The sequence below is a fragment of the Gammaproteobacteria bacterium genome, assembly GCA_024235095.1.
GTDB lineage: Bacteria > Pseudomonadota > Gammaproteobacteria > Competibacterales > Competibacteraceae > UBA2383.
The window spans coordinates 407,547-422,932 of the sequence record JACKNC010000001.1 but is presented as its reverse complement, the minus strand read 5'-3'; the positions used below and the strand labels follow the sequence as shown (position 1 = coordinate 422,932).

The following is a 15,386-nucleotide window of genomic DNA, read 5'->3' as shown; positions in this document are numbered from 1 at the left end:
CAATATCTCAGTCTGAACCCAACATGATGGCACCTGATTAATATCACGAATAGGCTCTCTTGCTCCCCACGAGAGGGTCTCTGTGTCCAGGATCACGTATTTAGGCAAATTGACCTGTCGGTTGGCGCCTTTGTTGTCATTCTCTTGCAGCAGGATATAGTACATGTGGGCGTTGTGTACACATTACCGTAACCGTTCACACCCCCTGCATAACGGGAGTGGGTAGAGAGGCCAAGGGGCGTCCGGCGCGGCGATCGGCGATGGCGGCGCGGCGATCGGGCGACGGGGAATGGCCCCTCTGTCGGCAGGTCGTCATGACGCTGGCCAGTACGGTGAAGGTGCGCGAACCGGTGGGTGTGCGGGTGCCGCGGCTGATCTTACGAAGAATCGCCCAGTGACGGAGCGCACGCTCGGCCTCGTTGTTGGTGAGCGGTAACTCAGGATGATGCAAGACCTGGAAGATCGCGTCCCAGTCATTCAGTAACTCCACCGCTAACGCCCGAGTCTTCGCATGGGTGTGGTCTTTGAGGGGTTCGCAGGTCATCCGCAGGCAGGCCAAGTCCTCGGCATACCGGGTCGGCAAGTCGTCGGTAGGTGATCCTTCCCGGGTGGCGTACACTGCCGCCATCAGGACTTTCAACAAGTCGAGCACGTGGCGGCCAAACGCGCAGGTCTCCTGACCGTAACTGTCGATCAACCCCTGCGCCTTGCGCAGGAGATGCGCCCAGCACCGCAACCGCGGCTCGAAATGCCGATAGGCGCACCACCCATCGCTCATCAACCACCCGTTAAAGCCGGCCAACACCGTGTCCAGAATCGCCCGACCCCGACCGGCGATGGCGTAGAGGGTCACCGTGGCGGCTGTGAACACCCACAACCAGGCCGTGTGGCGACCTTCGAGCCACAGCGTTTCGTCCACAAGGAGTGGACCACTGGCTTGCACGGCGGCGATCGGCTCGGCTTCCACCGGCAGGACCGCCGCACCGGCTTCCTGGGTGGCTTGATGGATCGTTCCAATACTCAGGTCGATCCCCAGCCAATCATGCAGAAATTTTTGAAGGCGCGGGCGCGCCATCCGGAAGCGCAGGCGCAGCGCCACGATCAGTGCGCCCAACCCGGGGCCGACCCGCCGCCATTCGTTCAGGGTGACGTGGGTCAGCGCCGCATCCACGGCCCCTTGGCCGGGTGTGACCCGGGTGTGGTGTCCACACGCGCAGGTGACTTCATAATCGCGATGATCCGTCACGTCGACCTGCAAGCCCAAAGCGTCCGGTTCACCCTCGCGCAAATCGATGGATTGAAAGCCGGTGTAGGCCACCGCGTTCCCCCCGTTGATCAGGGACTGGCCACACCCCGCGCATATCGCCGGATAATGCGATTGCGTGTGAGGGGCAGGCAGAATCTGGGGCCGTCCAAAACCGGGGACGCCCGGTTGCTTCCCGGGCTTGCGCGCCGGTGTCCCGTCCGGGGCGTTCACCGCCGCTGCTAAGGCTTCAGTCGAGGGTGCGGCATTCTCAGTTTCTGTCACCGGTACCCCGTCATCATGCGCTGGGTCCCCCGATCACCGCGTTCCCACGGCGCTCGACTACTCGGCGGACGCGAACTGTTCGTCGGCCCTTGATCCAACCGTTCCCGCGCCTCGTGCAGATCCGCGAGCAACTGGGACGACAAATAACGCAATCCCTCCCGATCTAAAGACTGGGGGTAGGCAGCGTCAATCTGTCGAAGACTATAATCACTCAGGCGCATGGACGGATCAAAACACGGTCAATCGGGTCGGTCAAGAGAGGCGCAAATCAGCCTCCAGTGTCCCACGGTGCCCAACCCAAAGAAAGGGAGGGCTGAACCCTTACAACGGGGATAACAACCGAGAGGCCAAGAGTCGATGACTCTGAATTATGATTAACCACTTAAAACCCTCTGTAGTGATACATAATAGTACACAACTACGCATACGCATCAGTCCAATTTCATCTCTATTCAGGCCAATATTCTTCGTTGAGCAATTGCTCAGCGCAAATGGGCAGCGCCGTCTGCTGGACCATCCAGGCATGGAAATCCCGATCATGCAGGTTCGTCGATGCCATTAATTTTCCTTACTCTTGATCCGATTCCACATCAGGATCAATGCCCAATGCGCGCAACCGGGCAGCGAGGCGCTCGGCGCGCTGGCGTTCCTGCTCGGCGCGCTGGCGTTCCTGTTGATACGGCAACCGCACATAGCCTTGATACACCGGGTCGTCCACCAGGGTTTCCAGCGACGGTTGCCGATCCAGATCATTCACCCGCCACTGAAAACCCGGCAGCACCGTGGAACGAATAATCCCACCCGGCGCAACTGGCAGGGGTTCATAAACGCCTTGCGCATTCAAGCGGTAGAATTGCCGGAGTTTAGGGGAATGGTGCAACAGATAATATTCCACCACGCCACCCGCCGCGTATTCACCTTTTTTAACCACGGTATCCCGTTCCTGCTTGGCCTTACTGGATGTGGAAACTCCCTCGATGCACACATCGAAAATCCCCCGGTAGCTTTGCGCCGGTCCGGTCAGCGGAACCGAATTATTATGCAATACCACGCCATAATCCGGGCGACGAATCGCTGTTTTGTTCGATAAAGTCAGGCGGAAACCCATTTCCAACCCGACTCGATCCGCGATGGGATGCGCATGGAGGAACTCGGTCAACAACTGAATGAACCAATCGTAAACCTGGAACGTTTGGTAATCCGACACGCCCTTTTCCTCCAGAATCCCATTGTTCCATTCATAAGTAACGTCATGGCCGAGGTAATAAAATTCCCAATAATCGGCCTCGGAAACCGGCATGCCGTCGTAGGGTTCCGGCAGATCGACTGGACGCGGATGGACGAGAAGGGCTGTACTCATGATGTTGAGCTCCAAATCAGTGTTGGATCGCCGCGCGGAGGAATTATTCGCGGTCCGGATCAATCCCCAGCGCCCGCAAGCGTTGCGCCAAACGCTCGGCGCGCTGGCGTTCCTGCTCGGCGCATTGCTGCGCTTGCCGCGCCGTTTCCTCCGGCCCCAGCACCAAGGCGCCATCTGGCTCAAAATACCGGAGCCAACCGTCCTTCACCCCCAGATACAACCCCAATTCATCGCTCCAGCGCCACCCCTGCGCATTCGCTGCAATCGGTTCATACCGCTGGCGGCGGTCCAGCCGAAATCCCGCGAACTCTCCGGTCTTTGGGGAATACCAGAAATACTCCCGGGTGCGGAAAATATTCTGGTACAGACTCTTCTTGTCAGTTCGATCCACCGCCGCCGTCGCATCTGACAACAATTCGATAATCAAATCCGGGTAACGGCCGCCTTCCGCCCACACCACCCAGGAATTGCGCGGCGCGCGCGCTACGTCCCCCTGCACTAGAAAGAAATCCGGCCCGCGAAACAGCCGGTGTTGCAATTGCTCGTCCGTGTAATACACCGTCAGATTGGCGCCGATGAAAAAATCTTGCCGCTCCTGCCAGCGCCACTCCAGATGACTGACCAGCAACGCCAGTTGCTGATAATGCTGCGTACTTTCCATTTCCGGTTCATCGCTAAGCAATTCACGGAAATCCGGCATCCGCTCAGCTAGTTGTTGCGCGGTAAAGGCCATGGCCAGGTCTCCATTGAAAATCCCGTTGAATGCCCAGGGTGTTGCCGTGGGCTGCGATTATCCGAGCAAGTTTCCAGTTCCTCAACCCAAGACCGCCAACCCCCGTCCATAATTCCGCAACAGGCTCAAGCCAAATCGCCAGCGCGGCCGCTCCCAGGGCGTAAAGCGCGGCAGTTGGAACCTGTCGCTGTCCCGATGCGCCACGCCCCAAGCCGTCGACACCGCCGCCCGGAAGCCCAGCTGCCGCACCATCTCGACATGCTCACGACGATAATCGGTCTCCGGCTTGCCATTCGGATACGCGAACAGCGTGACCGGTTCACCCAGCAGCGCCTGCAAATCGTCCCGACTGTCCGCGATTTCCCGCTCCGCTTCACGGTTTTCCAATCGCGCCAGAATCGGATGATGCACGGTGTGCGCGCCAATGCCCATTCCCGCCCCATGCAGCGCTGTCACCTGTTGCCGGGTCATCATCAAATCGTCCGGCAACGTGACCTGGGCGATTTCCGCCAGCGCCCCGATCGTCTCCAGGCGTTGCGTGAACGGCAGATACTTGATCCGGTCCAACAACGCCGGAATGACCTGCCGTTTCGCCGCTAGGGAACTTACATCATGGCGTCCCAGATCCAGCGGGGTCAAATCCAGCACCGGTTGCCCACAACGGCGCACTGTTTCAATGACCGTATCGTTAAACATTCGCCCGCCGTCCAGAAAGCCCACGGCGATAAAGAAGGTCGCCGACAAGCCATGTCGCTGCAAAATTGGCAACGCCACCGCATGATTATCGGCATAGCCATCGTCAAAGGTGATCGCTGCTGCTCGTGTTGGCAACTCGCCTTGCCGCAACCGCTCCATCGCTTCCGCCAGCGGTAGCACTCGGAACCACTCCTGCAACCAACCCAGGAGCAGATCAAACCGCGCCGCATCTATCTCGCCGGGAAATAGCGGATCCGGTTCCGGCAGCACCCGATGAAAAATCAGGATGGACAGACCGGCGCGGGGGCCTGCCGGCGAAACTAGAGTAAAGGCGGTGCGGAATGTCATAAGCGTAAGGTCATGTTTTCCTAAAACTCCATCCGTTCTCACCAGGAGAGCGGAGTTTTTATACAACATTGTCATCAGGCTTGATACCCAGAGGAATCTACACCGTAGATCAGGCAAAAGCGCAGTGCTGCCCCATAGCTATGCTTATAGGACGGACTGATTGACGACCCGCTTATTATCATCCATCTGTCGCAGGAACGCCTCGAACATTAGCGTAGTCCAAATCGGCGCGCTGTAATCCCGCCGCCCGGATTCATGCGCTTCCACTAGATGGCGCAGATAATTCGCATTGAACAACCCCGTACGCAACAACCGTTCTCCGGTCAGCGCATCGCGCACCCGCTGCCTCAACGGACCTCGGAACCAGCGGATCAAAGGCACAGCAAACCCCATTTTCGGGCGATACATGATCTCGTGCGGCAAATGCGGCTCCATCGCTTTCTTCAGCAGATACTTGCTTTCCCTCTGACCCATTTTCAGCGCAGACGGCAGGGCGGCCAGCCACTCCACCAGCGGATGATCCATCAACGGCTCGCGCACCTCCAGCGAATGCGCCATGCTGGCCCGATCAACCTTGGTGTTAATGTCGCCGACCAGATAGGTTTTCAGATCCAGATACTGAATCAGCGCCAGCGGATCGTCGGTCTCAACGCGACGCGCATGACGACGAAACACCTCCAGAGCGTCATAGCCGCCGAGTTGCGCTTTAAATGAGTCGGAAAACAACTGTTGGCGCATCTCGTCACGCAGGATCGACACTGAATGAAAATAGGCCTGCACCGAATCCTTCGCCAGCGCCTGAAAGGTGGTCTTGGCCCGGAAGACCCGGGGCGCCCAATCAGCCTTGGGATAAAGCCGTCCCAATAAACCAAACAGCGGTTGGCGAATGCCCAAGGGCAATAGTGATCGCATCCGCTCTTCCATCAAATGCAACCGATAACGCCGGTAACCGCCGAAACTTTCGTCGCCGCCATCGCCGGACAGCGCCACGGTCACATGCTTGCGCGCCAACTGGCACACCCGATAGGTGGGAATCGCCGAGCTGTCCGCATAAGGTTCATCGTACAACCAGGCCAGGGTGTCAATCAGGTCGAAATCATCGCTCTCAACGGTATCGACGAAATGCTGGGTTCGATAGCGATCCGCGACCTGTTGGGCGAATTGCGCCTCATTAAAAGCTGGGTCGGTGAAGGCGATGGAACAGGTATTGACCGGTTCACTGGATAGGTCAGCCATCATCGCCACCACGGCGCTGGAATCGACGCCGCCGGACAGAAACGCGCCGAGCGGCACTTCCGAAATCAGGCGCAGGCGCACCGATTCCTTTAGACGAGCAACCAGTTCCTCGCTTGCTTCCGCCGCCGTTAACTGCTGGTTCAGGGTGAATTGCGCCTCCCAGTATTCGCGCGGTTCCGGTAACGGTTGCCCCCGGCGAACCGCCAGCGTATGCGCCGGCGGCAGCTTTTTAGCGCCGGTAAAAATGGTGCGGGGTTCGGCGACATAGCCTAGGGCAAAGTATTCCTCGACCGCGCAGGGATCGATCTCCTGCCCTAATCCGGGATGCGCCATTAACGACTTGAGTTCGGAACCGAAGAGCAATTGCCCCTCCGGGAGCAGGGCGTAGAACAGCGGTTTCACGCCCAGCCGGTCGCGAGCCAGAAACAGGGTTTGCTGATTACGATCCCACAGGGCGAAGGCGAACATGCCGCGAAAGCGCTCCACGCAGGACTCGCCCCAGGCTTCCCAGGCGTGAACGATGACCTCGGTATCGCTGCGCGTGTGGAAGACGTGCCCCAGGGCTTCCAGTTCCGGAACCAGTTCCTGGAAGTTATAAATCTCGCCGTTGAAGACCACGACCACCGAGCCATCTTCATTAAACAACGGTTGCTGACCGGTGGAAAGGTCGATAATCGATAATCGCCGATGACCAAGACCCACGCCAGGTTCAACGTGCAAACCGCCCTCATCCGGTCCCCGGTGATGCTGAGACTCGTTCATGCAATGCAGAAGATCGCGGTTGATCTCGCAGCGACCGCGTGTGTCGAAAATACCGGTAATACCGCACATGGTTTTCCCTCTTTCCCCCAACTCCTCGTCTTCAAGGGGAGAGAGGAGTTTTTAATACGTTGTCGTAAACCTTTAGATAAGCATCCACCATCGTCTCCATACTGAACCGTTCCTCAATCCGTTGTCGACCCGCTGCGCCGTGGGCAAGCATCCGTCCAGGGTCATCCATATATTCCCGAATAGCCAACGCCAGCGCCTCCGGATCACTGGCCGGAATCAGCCGCCCGGTCTTCCCGGCAACCACCAGCTCGGCATTACCGCCCACTTCGGTTGCCACGACAGGCAACCCACAAGCCATCGCCTCCAGAATCGTATTGGAAATCCCCTCGGCCTGAGAGGGCAGCACAAAGAGATCGAAGCTGCGCAACATCTCGGACACATCATCCCGCGCGCCCGGCAACCAGGCCAAGTCCCGCAGTCCCGCCTCATTCAACAGGCTTTCAATCCCGACTCGCAGTGAACCCTCGCCAATGATCACCAGTCGCAAGCGTTGCCGGGCATTGGGAACCTTTTGCGCTAACTGAATAAACGCCTGCGCCAGATTGAGCTGATCCTTGACTTTCTCCAGCCGTCCGACCGTACCGATCACCGACGTTTCCGGCAATGTAAATCCCGCCGGTAACAACGACCGGTCAGCGCCGGGGTGAAAACGCACACTATCCACGCCGTTGATAATCCGGCTAACCTGTTCTGGCGTTACGCCAACCCGCGTTTCCAGATAACTGGCAATTTCACCCGATAGCGCGATGTAGTGACTGACCAAGGGGCGCAGCCAGCGCCGCAGGCGATGATGGCGAGGGTGCATCAGCGCCGGATCACGATCCCAGCCATGTTCGCCATGCACCCGCGCTCGCACACCCGCCAGCCATGCGGGTAACTGCATTTCCAGGGCCGCCAGATTGCGCGTATGCGCAATCGCCGGGCGCAAGCGACGCAACAATGACCAGCAGCGCCGGTATAACCCGAGATCATGCCCTTCGCGTTTATGCAGGGCGAACACTGCAACATCCGGTTGCTGGATGCGGCGACGAAACTCCGGGTTGTAATCGGTCAGGCAGATGATCGCGTGGCGGTAGCGCTCTGGCGGTATTCGATTGATCAGGTTAACCAGCCCGTTTTCCAGGCCGCCATAATCCAGCCGGAAAATGATGTGCGCCACCAAAGGCAGTGGGTTGTCCGCCATTGTTAGTTTTCGCCGCTGACGCCAGCCAGCGCCGCCGCGATACCCGGTTGCATGGCTTGCAGAAATTGCCGCAAGACAGTCTCGGCTTCATCCGGTTGAATATCGTAATCTGCCGCCACAGCGAGCAGGGCCGCGCCGCGCCGGGCGCCGCTCAGGCGGTCCCAAGCTTCCCACACCTTGGCCAGATAGGGGGAAACCACCATCCGTCCGCCTTCCCAATAACCGCTCCATACCAGCCGCTTGCGCAATCCATCGGTCAGGTGTGTCGCTTGCAATGGCCATTCGACATCGCCTGCCTGGATGTGCGCCTGGCCCGCGCTGCCCAGATAACGCCAACGCTTGCGATCGTACAAATTGTTCTGACTGCTGACCAGCTTGGCGTCCGGGCGCTGTTGCCGGTAATAAGCGATGTAGAGGCGCACGGTCTGGGTATTCAGCCGATACTGGCTGCGGACGATCACATCCGCGCCGCTGAATTGCGGCTCCCAGGTTCCCGTATCCGTTTCCGGTCCCTGCCAGGGGGCTACCGCCTGGGGCGCTTGCAACACAATCGGCGCAATAGCCAAACCCTCGCGATCAGTCCACATCGCCCACAAGGGACCAACTGCTGTCGCAAGGATCACCGCCACAGTCCACCCGACGCTAGTCTTTAGTCTCCAGCCTTTGGATTCCAGGCTCCCTGTCGACTGACTGCTGGCCTCCTGATCCCTGTCCTTGAGTTCCTGCGCTCTGTCTTCTTGCGCTTCCCGCCAGAACGAACCGATCCAGAACATCATTAGCACCACCAAGCCGAAGAAAAACCAGCCGTAGATGAGGTGATCTATGCCGGTCGCGTATTTCATATCGCTCAGATGGGCAATCATCACGATACCGTAAGCACGGATACCATTCGCGATGATTGGCACGATCACTGACAACGCGATGAACGCCAGTCGCCGCCAGATACTGCGATAGGTCAGATAAGCATAGAGAAATCCCAGAGCAACCGAAGCAATGAGATAACGCAGGCCGCTACAGGCTTCGGCAATCTCGAAATTGCCGGAGGGAATCATGATGTACAGCCCTTCCCATAACACCGGAATTCCGGTCAGGCGCAAGCCTTCAACCGTGAACCAGGCAGTGATCTGCTGCATGGGTGGAATCAGCGCCTCGCCCACCGGCACGGCGAACAGGAGATAGGCCAAGGGAAACGCCATAGCCCAGGCGACTTGACCACCGAGCAGCGCGTAAACAGTCGCCTGAATGATCCCGACGACCGCAAAATGTTGCACGACGGCAACTTGCGCAGCATCGGCAACCAGCCAACCGAGGCTGATCAGCAGCACCAAAGCCAAGCCCAATATCGCGCCATGCGGTTGCAATGCCGCCAGTTCATCGCGCCGGGTCCAGATCATGTACAGAACAATGGGCGCGACCAACATCCCGTGCGCATACGTTTCGTAATGCCACCATTTCGTTGCCATTACTGCTACCGTAGGCCAGTACAGCCCCATGATCGCCAGCAGCGCGATAATTAGCGCTGGTAGTGCGGTGCGCCAAGTCGGAGAGACTGCGATTTTTTCCATATACGCAACGACTCTCGCTTTACCCCAGGCTGCGCGCCAGGAAGGGACCCAGCCAGCGACTGACCGGCAAGGGCAGTTGTTTCCAGGCGTCAATGAACAGCCGGTATTTGGGATTGAGGGGATTAACGTCAGGGAGCTTCGTCGCCTTCACCAACTGGAATTCATAGTGCAGCAGTTCAGGAATGAATCCCCAGTTTTTCTTGAAGCTGTAAGAACCGGTGCCGACCTTGCTGCGCCCGTAATCGAATACGCGCACTCCGCGTTCGCAGGCCCGGCGCATCAGATCCCAGTACATGAAGTCGTTACCCTTGAGATCACGGGCCAGCGTCGTGCCGCCGCCGTAGTAAGGCAACACTTCATCACGGAAATAAAAGCTCATCACGCTGGCCACGGTTTGTCCCTGATGGGTCACGGTCAGCACCTCGCAATCCGGCCCGAATACCGATTTCAGCGTCTCAAAATACCGACGAGAGAACACCGGGGTACCAAGATTGCGCACACTCTCCGAATAAGCCAGATACAGCCGCTCCACGCTAGCGTCAATTTCACCTTGCAAACCGACTTCAATCCCCTTGCGCACCATCGCCCGTTGCTTACGGGGAATGGCTTTCATATTAACTTCCGGGTCAGGATCAATAGTCTTTCGGAAATTGACATAGAGTTCCCGCTTGGCCGGCCAGTCGGGATGGCGCGGTTGGGCATGGCGCAATTCCAGATGATCGACGCGCAAGGATTGCGCACATTCAATCGCCGCCTTTTCCAGAGCCGCACATGCAGCCTCATCGCCCACCGCGCCGCCCAATACGCAGAATGGCGTAGAAATTAACGCATTGCCGAACAACAAGCTGCGGATATGACCCAGCGGCAGTATCCCCTGAATCGCTCCATCTGCCTCGGCATAGAGAAAGTGAGCCTTATGGCCAAACGCTTGGTGCAGCACCTCCGCCCAACCCGCCCGATGAAAGAACGTCGCTTCCGGGCAAGCATCAACGAACGCATCCCAGCGCACCGCGTTTATTGCATCGAGATGATGAATCTGCAAATTGCTATCGTTCATATCTCTCTCGCAAAAACACCTGATCCATCCGATCCCAATGAAAATCGCGCAACAACGCCTGCAAGCGTCCCTCCATGCGACTCAAGTTCAGATAATGCCGTAAGCGGGTTTTGAAATTAACGCCCGGCTGGCGCGGCTGTTCCGGGTCGATCTCCCAGGGATGGAAGTAAAAGATGCCCGATTGTCCATCCTGCTGATTCACTCGCCGCAAGGCCCAGCGCGACAACGGATAGGGCCAGAGCCGGAACCAGCCGCCGCCGCCACAGGGCAGGGTTTTGCCAAATACCGTCACCGTGGTCACTGGGACTTCCAGCAACGCCGGCGCGTTATCCGGCTGAAAGGCGAAGCGCGGCGCTTCTGGCATTCCGTACAAATCATGGCGAATGGGATAAATACTTGAACTGTAGCGATAGCCGGCCTGTTCCAGTTCCGCCAGCGCCCACAGATTACCGGCCCCGATGGAGTAACTGGCGGCCCGATAACCCTGAACCGCTACGCCGCCCACATCCTCCAGCAACGCCTTGGTGCGAGTCACGTCCTCGCGAAAAACGGCTGACGTTTGCTGAGTTGCGCGGGTATGGTCGTACCCGTGGCTGGCTAGTTCGTGACCCTCGGCAACCATGCGGCGCACCAGTTGCGGATATCGCTCCGCTATCCAGCCCAAGGTGAAAAAGGTCGCCTTAACGCTCTGTTCCGCAAACAAATCCAGAATCCGGCAGGTATTGCGCTCAACCCGGCAAGGCAGTTGATCCCACTGCTCACGGCGGATATACGGCTCAAACGCCGAGACCTGGAAATAGTCCTCCACATCCACGGTCATAGCGTTTACCCGCAAACGCTCCCCTCGCTCCGTGGGAGAGTTGGGGGTGAGGGGCGTCACAGCCATTTCGCTAACTTCGCAGCAATCCGTTCCGTCGCACACCCATCCCAATACTCGGGAATCCGCCCCGCCTTGCCGCCGCTTGTCAGCACCTCCTGCGCCGCCTGGCGAATGCGCTTGGGATCGGCGCCAACGATCGTATTGGTCCCCTCAGTCACCGTCACCGGTCGTTCCGTATTCTCGCGCAGGGTCAGGCAAGGGACGCCCAAAGCAGTCGTCTCCTCTTGCACCCCCCCGGAATCGGTTAAGGCCAGCCGCGCCCCCTGCATCAAGCCCAGCATTTCCAGATAGCCCAGCGGCGGGAGACAACAAAAATGCGGACTATCCAGTCGCGCGCTCAAGCCAGCCTTGTCGATCATGGCCCGGGTGCGGGGATGAATGGGAAAGGCCAACGGCAGATCAGCGCTGATTTCACCTAAGACGTTCAGCAGGCGTTCCAGAATGATGGGATCATCGACATTGCTCGGTCGGTGCAGAGTCAAAATCCCATAACCGTTCGGATTGTTCAGAAACACCGCCGGATCCGGAGCGGTCGCCAATGTCTGTTCCGGAGAAACGGCGCGTGGTAAACAAGACCGCAAGGTGTCAATCATAACATTGCCGACGAACTGCACTCGGGTCGGGTCGACGCCTTCCCGGGTCAGGTTGGTCAACGCTTCCCGCTCCGTGGTGAACAGCAAATCGGAAATCTGATCGGTCAGAACCCGGTTGATTTCCTCCGGCATGGCCCGGTCAAAACTGCGCAGCCCCGCCTCGACATGCACGACTTTGATCCCTTTCTTCGCCGCGACCAGCGCACAAGCAATGGTCGAGTTCACATCGCCCACCACCAGCACCGCCGCGGGTTGCTCGGCATCCACCACCGGTTCAAAACGCTTCATAATCTCAGCGGTCTGCACCGCATGACTAGCGGAACCGACTTCCAGATCAATGTCTGGATTTGGGATGCCCAACTGCTCGAAAAAGCGTTGATTCATCTCCACATCATAATGCTGGCCAGTATGCACCAGCCGCGCATCCAGCCCCGAGGTTTGACGCAGCGCCGCCATGATGGGCGCAATCTTCATGAAGTTGGGGCGAGCGCCCACTACGCAGAGAATTTTGGAAGATGTAGCAGTCATGAAATGGCCAAAGATTAGAAAATTAAAGGTGCTCTTCGGGCGGAGTTTCATCCGCTGGATCATGTTCGCTGACTTGCTGTGTCAGGTTGGTTAACTGCCGCTGGAGTTGGCGGACCGTCGGCTCCAAAAGCATCAACCGCCGCTCCATGCGTTCTATTTGCGCATCCTGCCATTCGGGATGCCGCAGAAGCGTTTCCACGGTTTCTTCCAGTTCCAGCAGGCGTTGCTCCATGATGTGACCGATGCGCAGCAGCGGACCACTGCCACTGGTCTGTCCCCGGGCGCCGGCCCTTTGTTCGTCCTGCGCCAGTTCATTGCCTACTGCAGTGATCGATTCATGGGAAAACTCCTGAATCTCCTCAAGAAACCCGTAGAGCAGCAAGCGATCGCAAAACACATTGACCCGACGCGGGATACCTTGCGTGTACTGATAGATTGTCGTGTAGGCGTCCTCGCTGAAGCGCGGCATAAGACCCTGCCAGCCTACGATGTGCAAACGATGTTCGATATAGGGACCAATTTCATCCTGACTAAGCGGAGTCAGATGACAGGAGGCAATCACGCGCTGGCGAAGCTGCTCCATGCCGGGATCTTGCAGCGTAAAGCGAAATTCTTCCTGTCCCAGCAAAAAACTCTGCAATAACGGACGTTCGGCGACTTGAAAGTTGGAGAGCATCCGCAACTCCTCAAGGGAACGAATCGGCAGGTTCTGCGCTTCATCCACCACCAGCAACACTCGCCGGCCATGCTCGGCATGGTCACGCAGGAAATTTTCAAAACGCCGGAGCAGAATCGCCTTGTTGGCGTCTTCGTAGGGCAGACCAAAGGAAGCCACCACGGTGCGCAACAGATCGTCTGCCTCCAACTGGGTAGTCACCAGTTGCGCGGCAACCACCTGTCGGGAATCAAGTTCGCTGAACAGGTTTTTCACCAACGTGGTTTTACCAGCGCCAATACCGCCAGTGACGACGATAAAGCCTTCGCCCTGACTCAAACCGTAGCGCAAATAGGCCAGCGCCCGGCTATGCCCACTACTGCCGAAGAAGAATTTCGGGTCCGGACTCAACTGGAAGGGTTTGGCGCTGAAACCGTAGTAATCAATATACATAGAGTCTTGTTAATCGATATTTGTAGGAGCAGGGGCGCAGAGTCGCATGCCCTGGTTCAAAATTTCGTGCTGAAACGGACATTGAGTCGGTTTTCGCGAAATCCCTGATCGCTGGATTCAGCATCATTCTGATAATAACGATAACTAATAAGTCCACCCGAGTCCGGAGTAAATACCCGGGCTAGGCCGATCACCGACACCCAATAATCATTCTGCTGGTTGTCGCCTGATTCGTCATGTTCCCAGCCGGTTCCCAGAAACGACGCCGTGCGCGACGCAAATCGCCAGGTCCAAAGCCCGCCAAGACCATAGGCGGTTTCCGAAGCGGCATCGTCTTCGCCTTGACGGTCTTCGCTGAACGCTTTCAGCGTCCAGCCATTGCGCCCGCGCTGATAGGTATATTCGGTCTCGAAACGCTTTTGCAAAAACTGCTGATCGGTCAATCCAAAAGGGCTGTCAACGACAATGATCTGACCCTGATCATCCAGCGTGACTGGGTTACTCAACAACTGCTGAGTGCTGGTCACTTCCTCAGTGTACTTGGTTGACCAGCGGCCATAGCGACTACGATAATCCATTGATCCATTCCAATGCACTCCAGGACTGACGCCCACCGCCTGGTCGCGGCGGCTAATCTCGAAATTCAGTCGGGGTGAAGGCGTCCAGCGGGCAGCAATTTCGTTAACATCTGGTCCGTATAAACCGATCAGCGAAAAAAACCGGTTTGGATACCAGATCGCACCCAATCCCCAATAGGAACCATTGCGATTATCATTCTGGAAAGTAGCGACATCGTTATTCTCATAACCGGCCTCGGCCAGCAGCGCCCAGCGTCGACTGAGCCGGTAGTCCGCCCGGCCCTTGACGCTCTCTTCAGTGCTGTCGCCACTCTCCTGCTGTGGGTTATCGTTGCTGTTTCCCTGCAGGGCTTGTTGCTGACGGGAATAATCCAGGCTCCAGTTCAGCGCGCTGAATCGTTGGCCGCTCTTGAGATTCATTTCGACACGCTGAATATCGCCATCGGAAGCGCCGGATTGACTATTGCTGCCACTATCCTGGTTAAATCCGGTCGTGCTGTAGCGATAACGTAACAGCGCCTCGGTCCATCCACCGAAATTCTGTCGCCAATAGGGACTGAGGCTGAAGCTGCTCGCGGTCGTCTGATCGCCGGTTAAGGCAATATCGCTGAACAGACCCACTGGATTAAACAGATCAGCGCTCCCCGGCAAGCCCAGGTTCAGATTGTTAAACAAACCGGTAGCGAACGACGATCCCGATCCGCCACCCAGCCCTAAATTGCTGGCGTCGACTCGCCCACCGGTCGTGTTAGGGACTTGCGAAATCGAACCCTGGACATCCAGAAATAGATGATCCTGGTAAAGCTCCGCCGTTCCGGAACCCAGTAATTTGTTATTCAGTTTCGTTTCGCCTTGCTGGGTATAGAGCAAACCTTGGGCGGTGTAATCAAAGCGCAGCTCAAGTCGGCCTCCCTGTTTGCGCACTGAAACACCGGGATCGACCTGCAAAACCAGATCGCTTTCCGCTTCGTCGGACGGGGCTAACCGGATATTATCTGAAAAGGTGGTTCCAACGCTGATCCTGGGAGTAATTTGCCACTCGTTGACCGGACGGCCATCTCCTTCCTGGGCCTTAGCCGATAATCCGACGAATGTAAACGCTAATAGCACTAAACCTGGCGAAAGATGCCGGCAATGCCCTCTCAAGTTCAGCGCCAACATG

Annotated in this window: 13 protein-coding genes; all 13 read right to left on the bottom strand. The window is 57.5% G+C overall.

Features of this window, described 5'->3' with window-relative positions:
- Positions 1–196 precede the first annotated feature (196 nt).
- Positions 197–1,528 (bottom strand): IS66 family transposase, encoded by a 1,332-nt coding sequence (locus tag H6973_01735; GenBank protein ID MCP5124388.1) that lies wholly within the window; start codon positions 1,526–1,528, stop codon positions 197–199.
- Positions 1,525–1,749 (bottom strand): hypothetical protein, encoded by a 225-nt coding sequence (locus H6973_01730; protein ID MCP5124387.1) that lies wholly within the window; start codon positions 1,747–1,749, stop codon positions 1,525–1,527. The genes H6973_01735 and H6973_01730 overlap by 4 nt, the downstream gene beginning before the upstream one ends.
- A gap of 347 nt (positions 1,750–2,096) precedes the next feature.
- Complete coding sequence (locus H6973_01725; GenBank protein MCP5124386.1) at positions 2,097–2,888, bottom strand: Uma2 family endonuclease; 792 nt, start codon at positions 2,886–2,888, stop codon at positions 2,097–2,099.
- Positions 2,889–2,931: 43 nt separating this feature from the next.
- Positions 2,932–3,621 (bottom strand): Uma2 family endonuclease, encoded by a 690-nt coding sequence (locus tag H6973_01720; GenBank protein MCP5124385.1) that lies wholly within the window; start codon positions 3,619–3,621, stop codon positions 2,932–2,934.
- Between the two features lie 81 nt (positions 3,622–3,702).
- Positions 3,703–4,665, bottom strand: coding sequence for a polysaccharide deacetylase family protein (locus H6973_01715; GenBank protein MCP5124384.1), 963 nt, complete (start codon positions 4,663–4,665; stop codon positions 3,703–3,705).
- A gap of 144 nt (positions 4,666–4,809) precedes the next feature.
- The gene (locus H6973_01710; GenBank protein ID MCP5124383.1) at positions 4,810–6,732 is read right to left on the bottom strand and encodes an amidotransferase 1, exosortase A system-associated; all 1,923 of its coding nucleotides are present in this window, start codon (positions 6,730–6,732) and stop codon (positions 4,810–4,812) included.
- A 31-nt stretch (positions 6,733–6,763) separates the two neighbouring features.
- Positions 6,764–7,915, bottom strand: a complete 1,152-nt coding sequence (locus H6973_01705) for a TIGR03088 family PEP-CTERM/XrtA system glycosyltransferase (GenBank protein ID MCP5124382.1) — start codon at positions 7,913–7,915, stop codon at positions 6,764–6,766.
- A 2-nt stretch (positions 7,916–7,917) separates the two neighbouring features.
- The gene (xrtA, locus tag H6973_01700) at positions 7,918–9,480 is read right to left on the bottom strand and encodes an exosortase A (GenBank protein MCP5124381.1); all 1,563 of its coding nucleotides are present in this window, start codon (positions 9,478–9,480) and stop codon (positions 7,918–7,920) included.
- 19 nt (positions 9,481–9,499) lie between these two features.
- Positions 9,500–10,537, bottom strand: coding sequence for a FemAB family PEP-CTERM system-associated protein (locus tag H6973_01695; protein ID MCP5124380.1), 1,038 nt, complete (start codon positions 10,535–10,537; stop codon positions 9,500–9,502).
- The gene (locus H6973_01690; protein ID MCP5124379.1) at positions 10,527–11,357 is read right to left on the bottom strand and encodes a DUF3473 domain-containing protein; all 831 of its coding nucleotides are present in this window, start codon (positions 11,355–11,357) and stop codon (positions 10,527–10,529) included. Before H6973_01690 ends, H6973_01695 begins: the two co-directional genes overlap by 11 nt.
- A 56-nt stretch (positions 11,358–11,413) precedes the next feature.
- Positions 11,414–12,538, bottom strand: a complete 1,125-nt coding sequence (gene wecB / locus H6973_01685) for a UDP-N-acetylglucosamine 2-epimerase (non-hydrolyzing) (protein ID MCP5124378.1) — start codon at positions 12,536–12,538, stop codon at positions 11,414–11,416.
- A gap of 22 nt (positions 12,539–12,560) precedes the next feature.
- On the bottom strand, positions 12,561–13,646 hold the full coding sequence (locus H6973_01680) for an AAA family ATPase (protein MCP5124377.1): 1,086 nt from the start codon (positions 13,644–13,646) through the stop codon (positions 12,561–12,563).
- Positions 13,647–13,702: 56 nt separating this feature from the next.
- Positions 13,703–15,385 (bottom strand): TIGR03016 family PEP-CTERM system-associated outer membrane protein, encoded by a 1,683-nt coding sequence (locus tag H6973_01675; GenBank protein MCP5124376.1) that lies wholly within the window; start codon positions 15,383–15,385, stop codon positions 13,703–13,705.
- Position 15,386 lies beyond the last annotated feature (1 nt).

Coding starts and splice junctions, on each gene's coding strand:
- H6973_01695 (MCP5124380.1), bottom strand. CDS start 10,537: ATGAACGATAGCAATTTGCAGATTCATCATCTCGATGCAATAAACGCG.
- H6973_01715 (MCP5124384.1), bottom strand. CDS start 4,665: ATGACATTCCGCACCGCCTTTACTCTAGTTTCGCCGGCAGGCCCCCGC.
- H6973_01675 (MCP5124376.1), bottom strand. CDS start 15,385: ATGTTGGCGCTGAACTTGAGAGGGCATTGCCGGCATCTTTCGCCAGGT.
- H6973_01690 (MCP5124379.1), bottom strand. CDS start 11,357: ATGACCGTGGATGTGGAGGACTATTTCCAGGTCTCGGCGTTTGAGCCG.
- H6973_01725 (MCP5124386.1), bottom strand. CDS start 2,888: ATGAGTACAGCCCTTCTCGTCCATCCGCGTCCAGTCGATCTGCCGGAA.
- xrtA (MCP5124381.1), bottom strand. CDS start 9,480: ATGGAAAAAATCGCAGTCTCTCCGACTTGGCGCACCGCACTACCAGCG.
- H6973_01705 (MCP5124382.1), bottom strand. CDS start 7,915: ATGGCGGACAACCCACTGCCTTTGGTGGCGCACATCATTTTCCGGCTG.
- H6973_01710 (MCP5124383.1), bottom strand. CDS start 6,732: ATGTGCGGTATTACCGGTATTTTCGACACACGCGGTCGCTGCGAGATC.
- H6973_01680 (MCP5124377.1), bottom strand. CDS start 13,646: ATGTATATTGATTACTACGGTTTCAGCGCCAAACCCTTCCAGTTGAGT.
- wecB (MCP5124378.1), bottom strand. CDS start 12,538: ATGACTGCTACATCTTCCAAAATTCTCTGCGTAGTGGGCGCTCGCCCC.
- H6973_01730 (MCP5124387.1), bottom strand. CDS start 1,749: ATGCGCCTGAGTGATTATAGTCTTCGACAGATTGACGCTGCCTACCCC.
- H6973_01720 (MCP5124385.1), bottom strand. CDS start 3,621: ATGGCCTTTACCGCGCAACAACTAGCTGAGCGGATGCCGGATTTCCGT.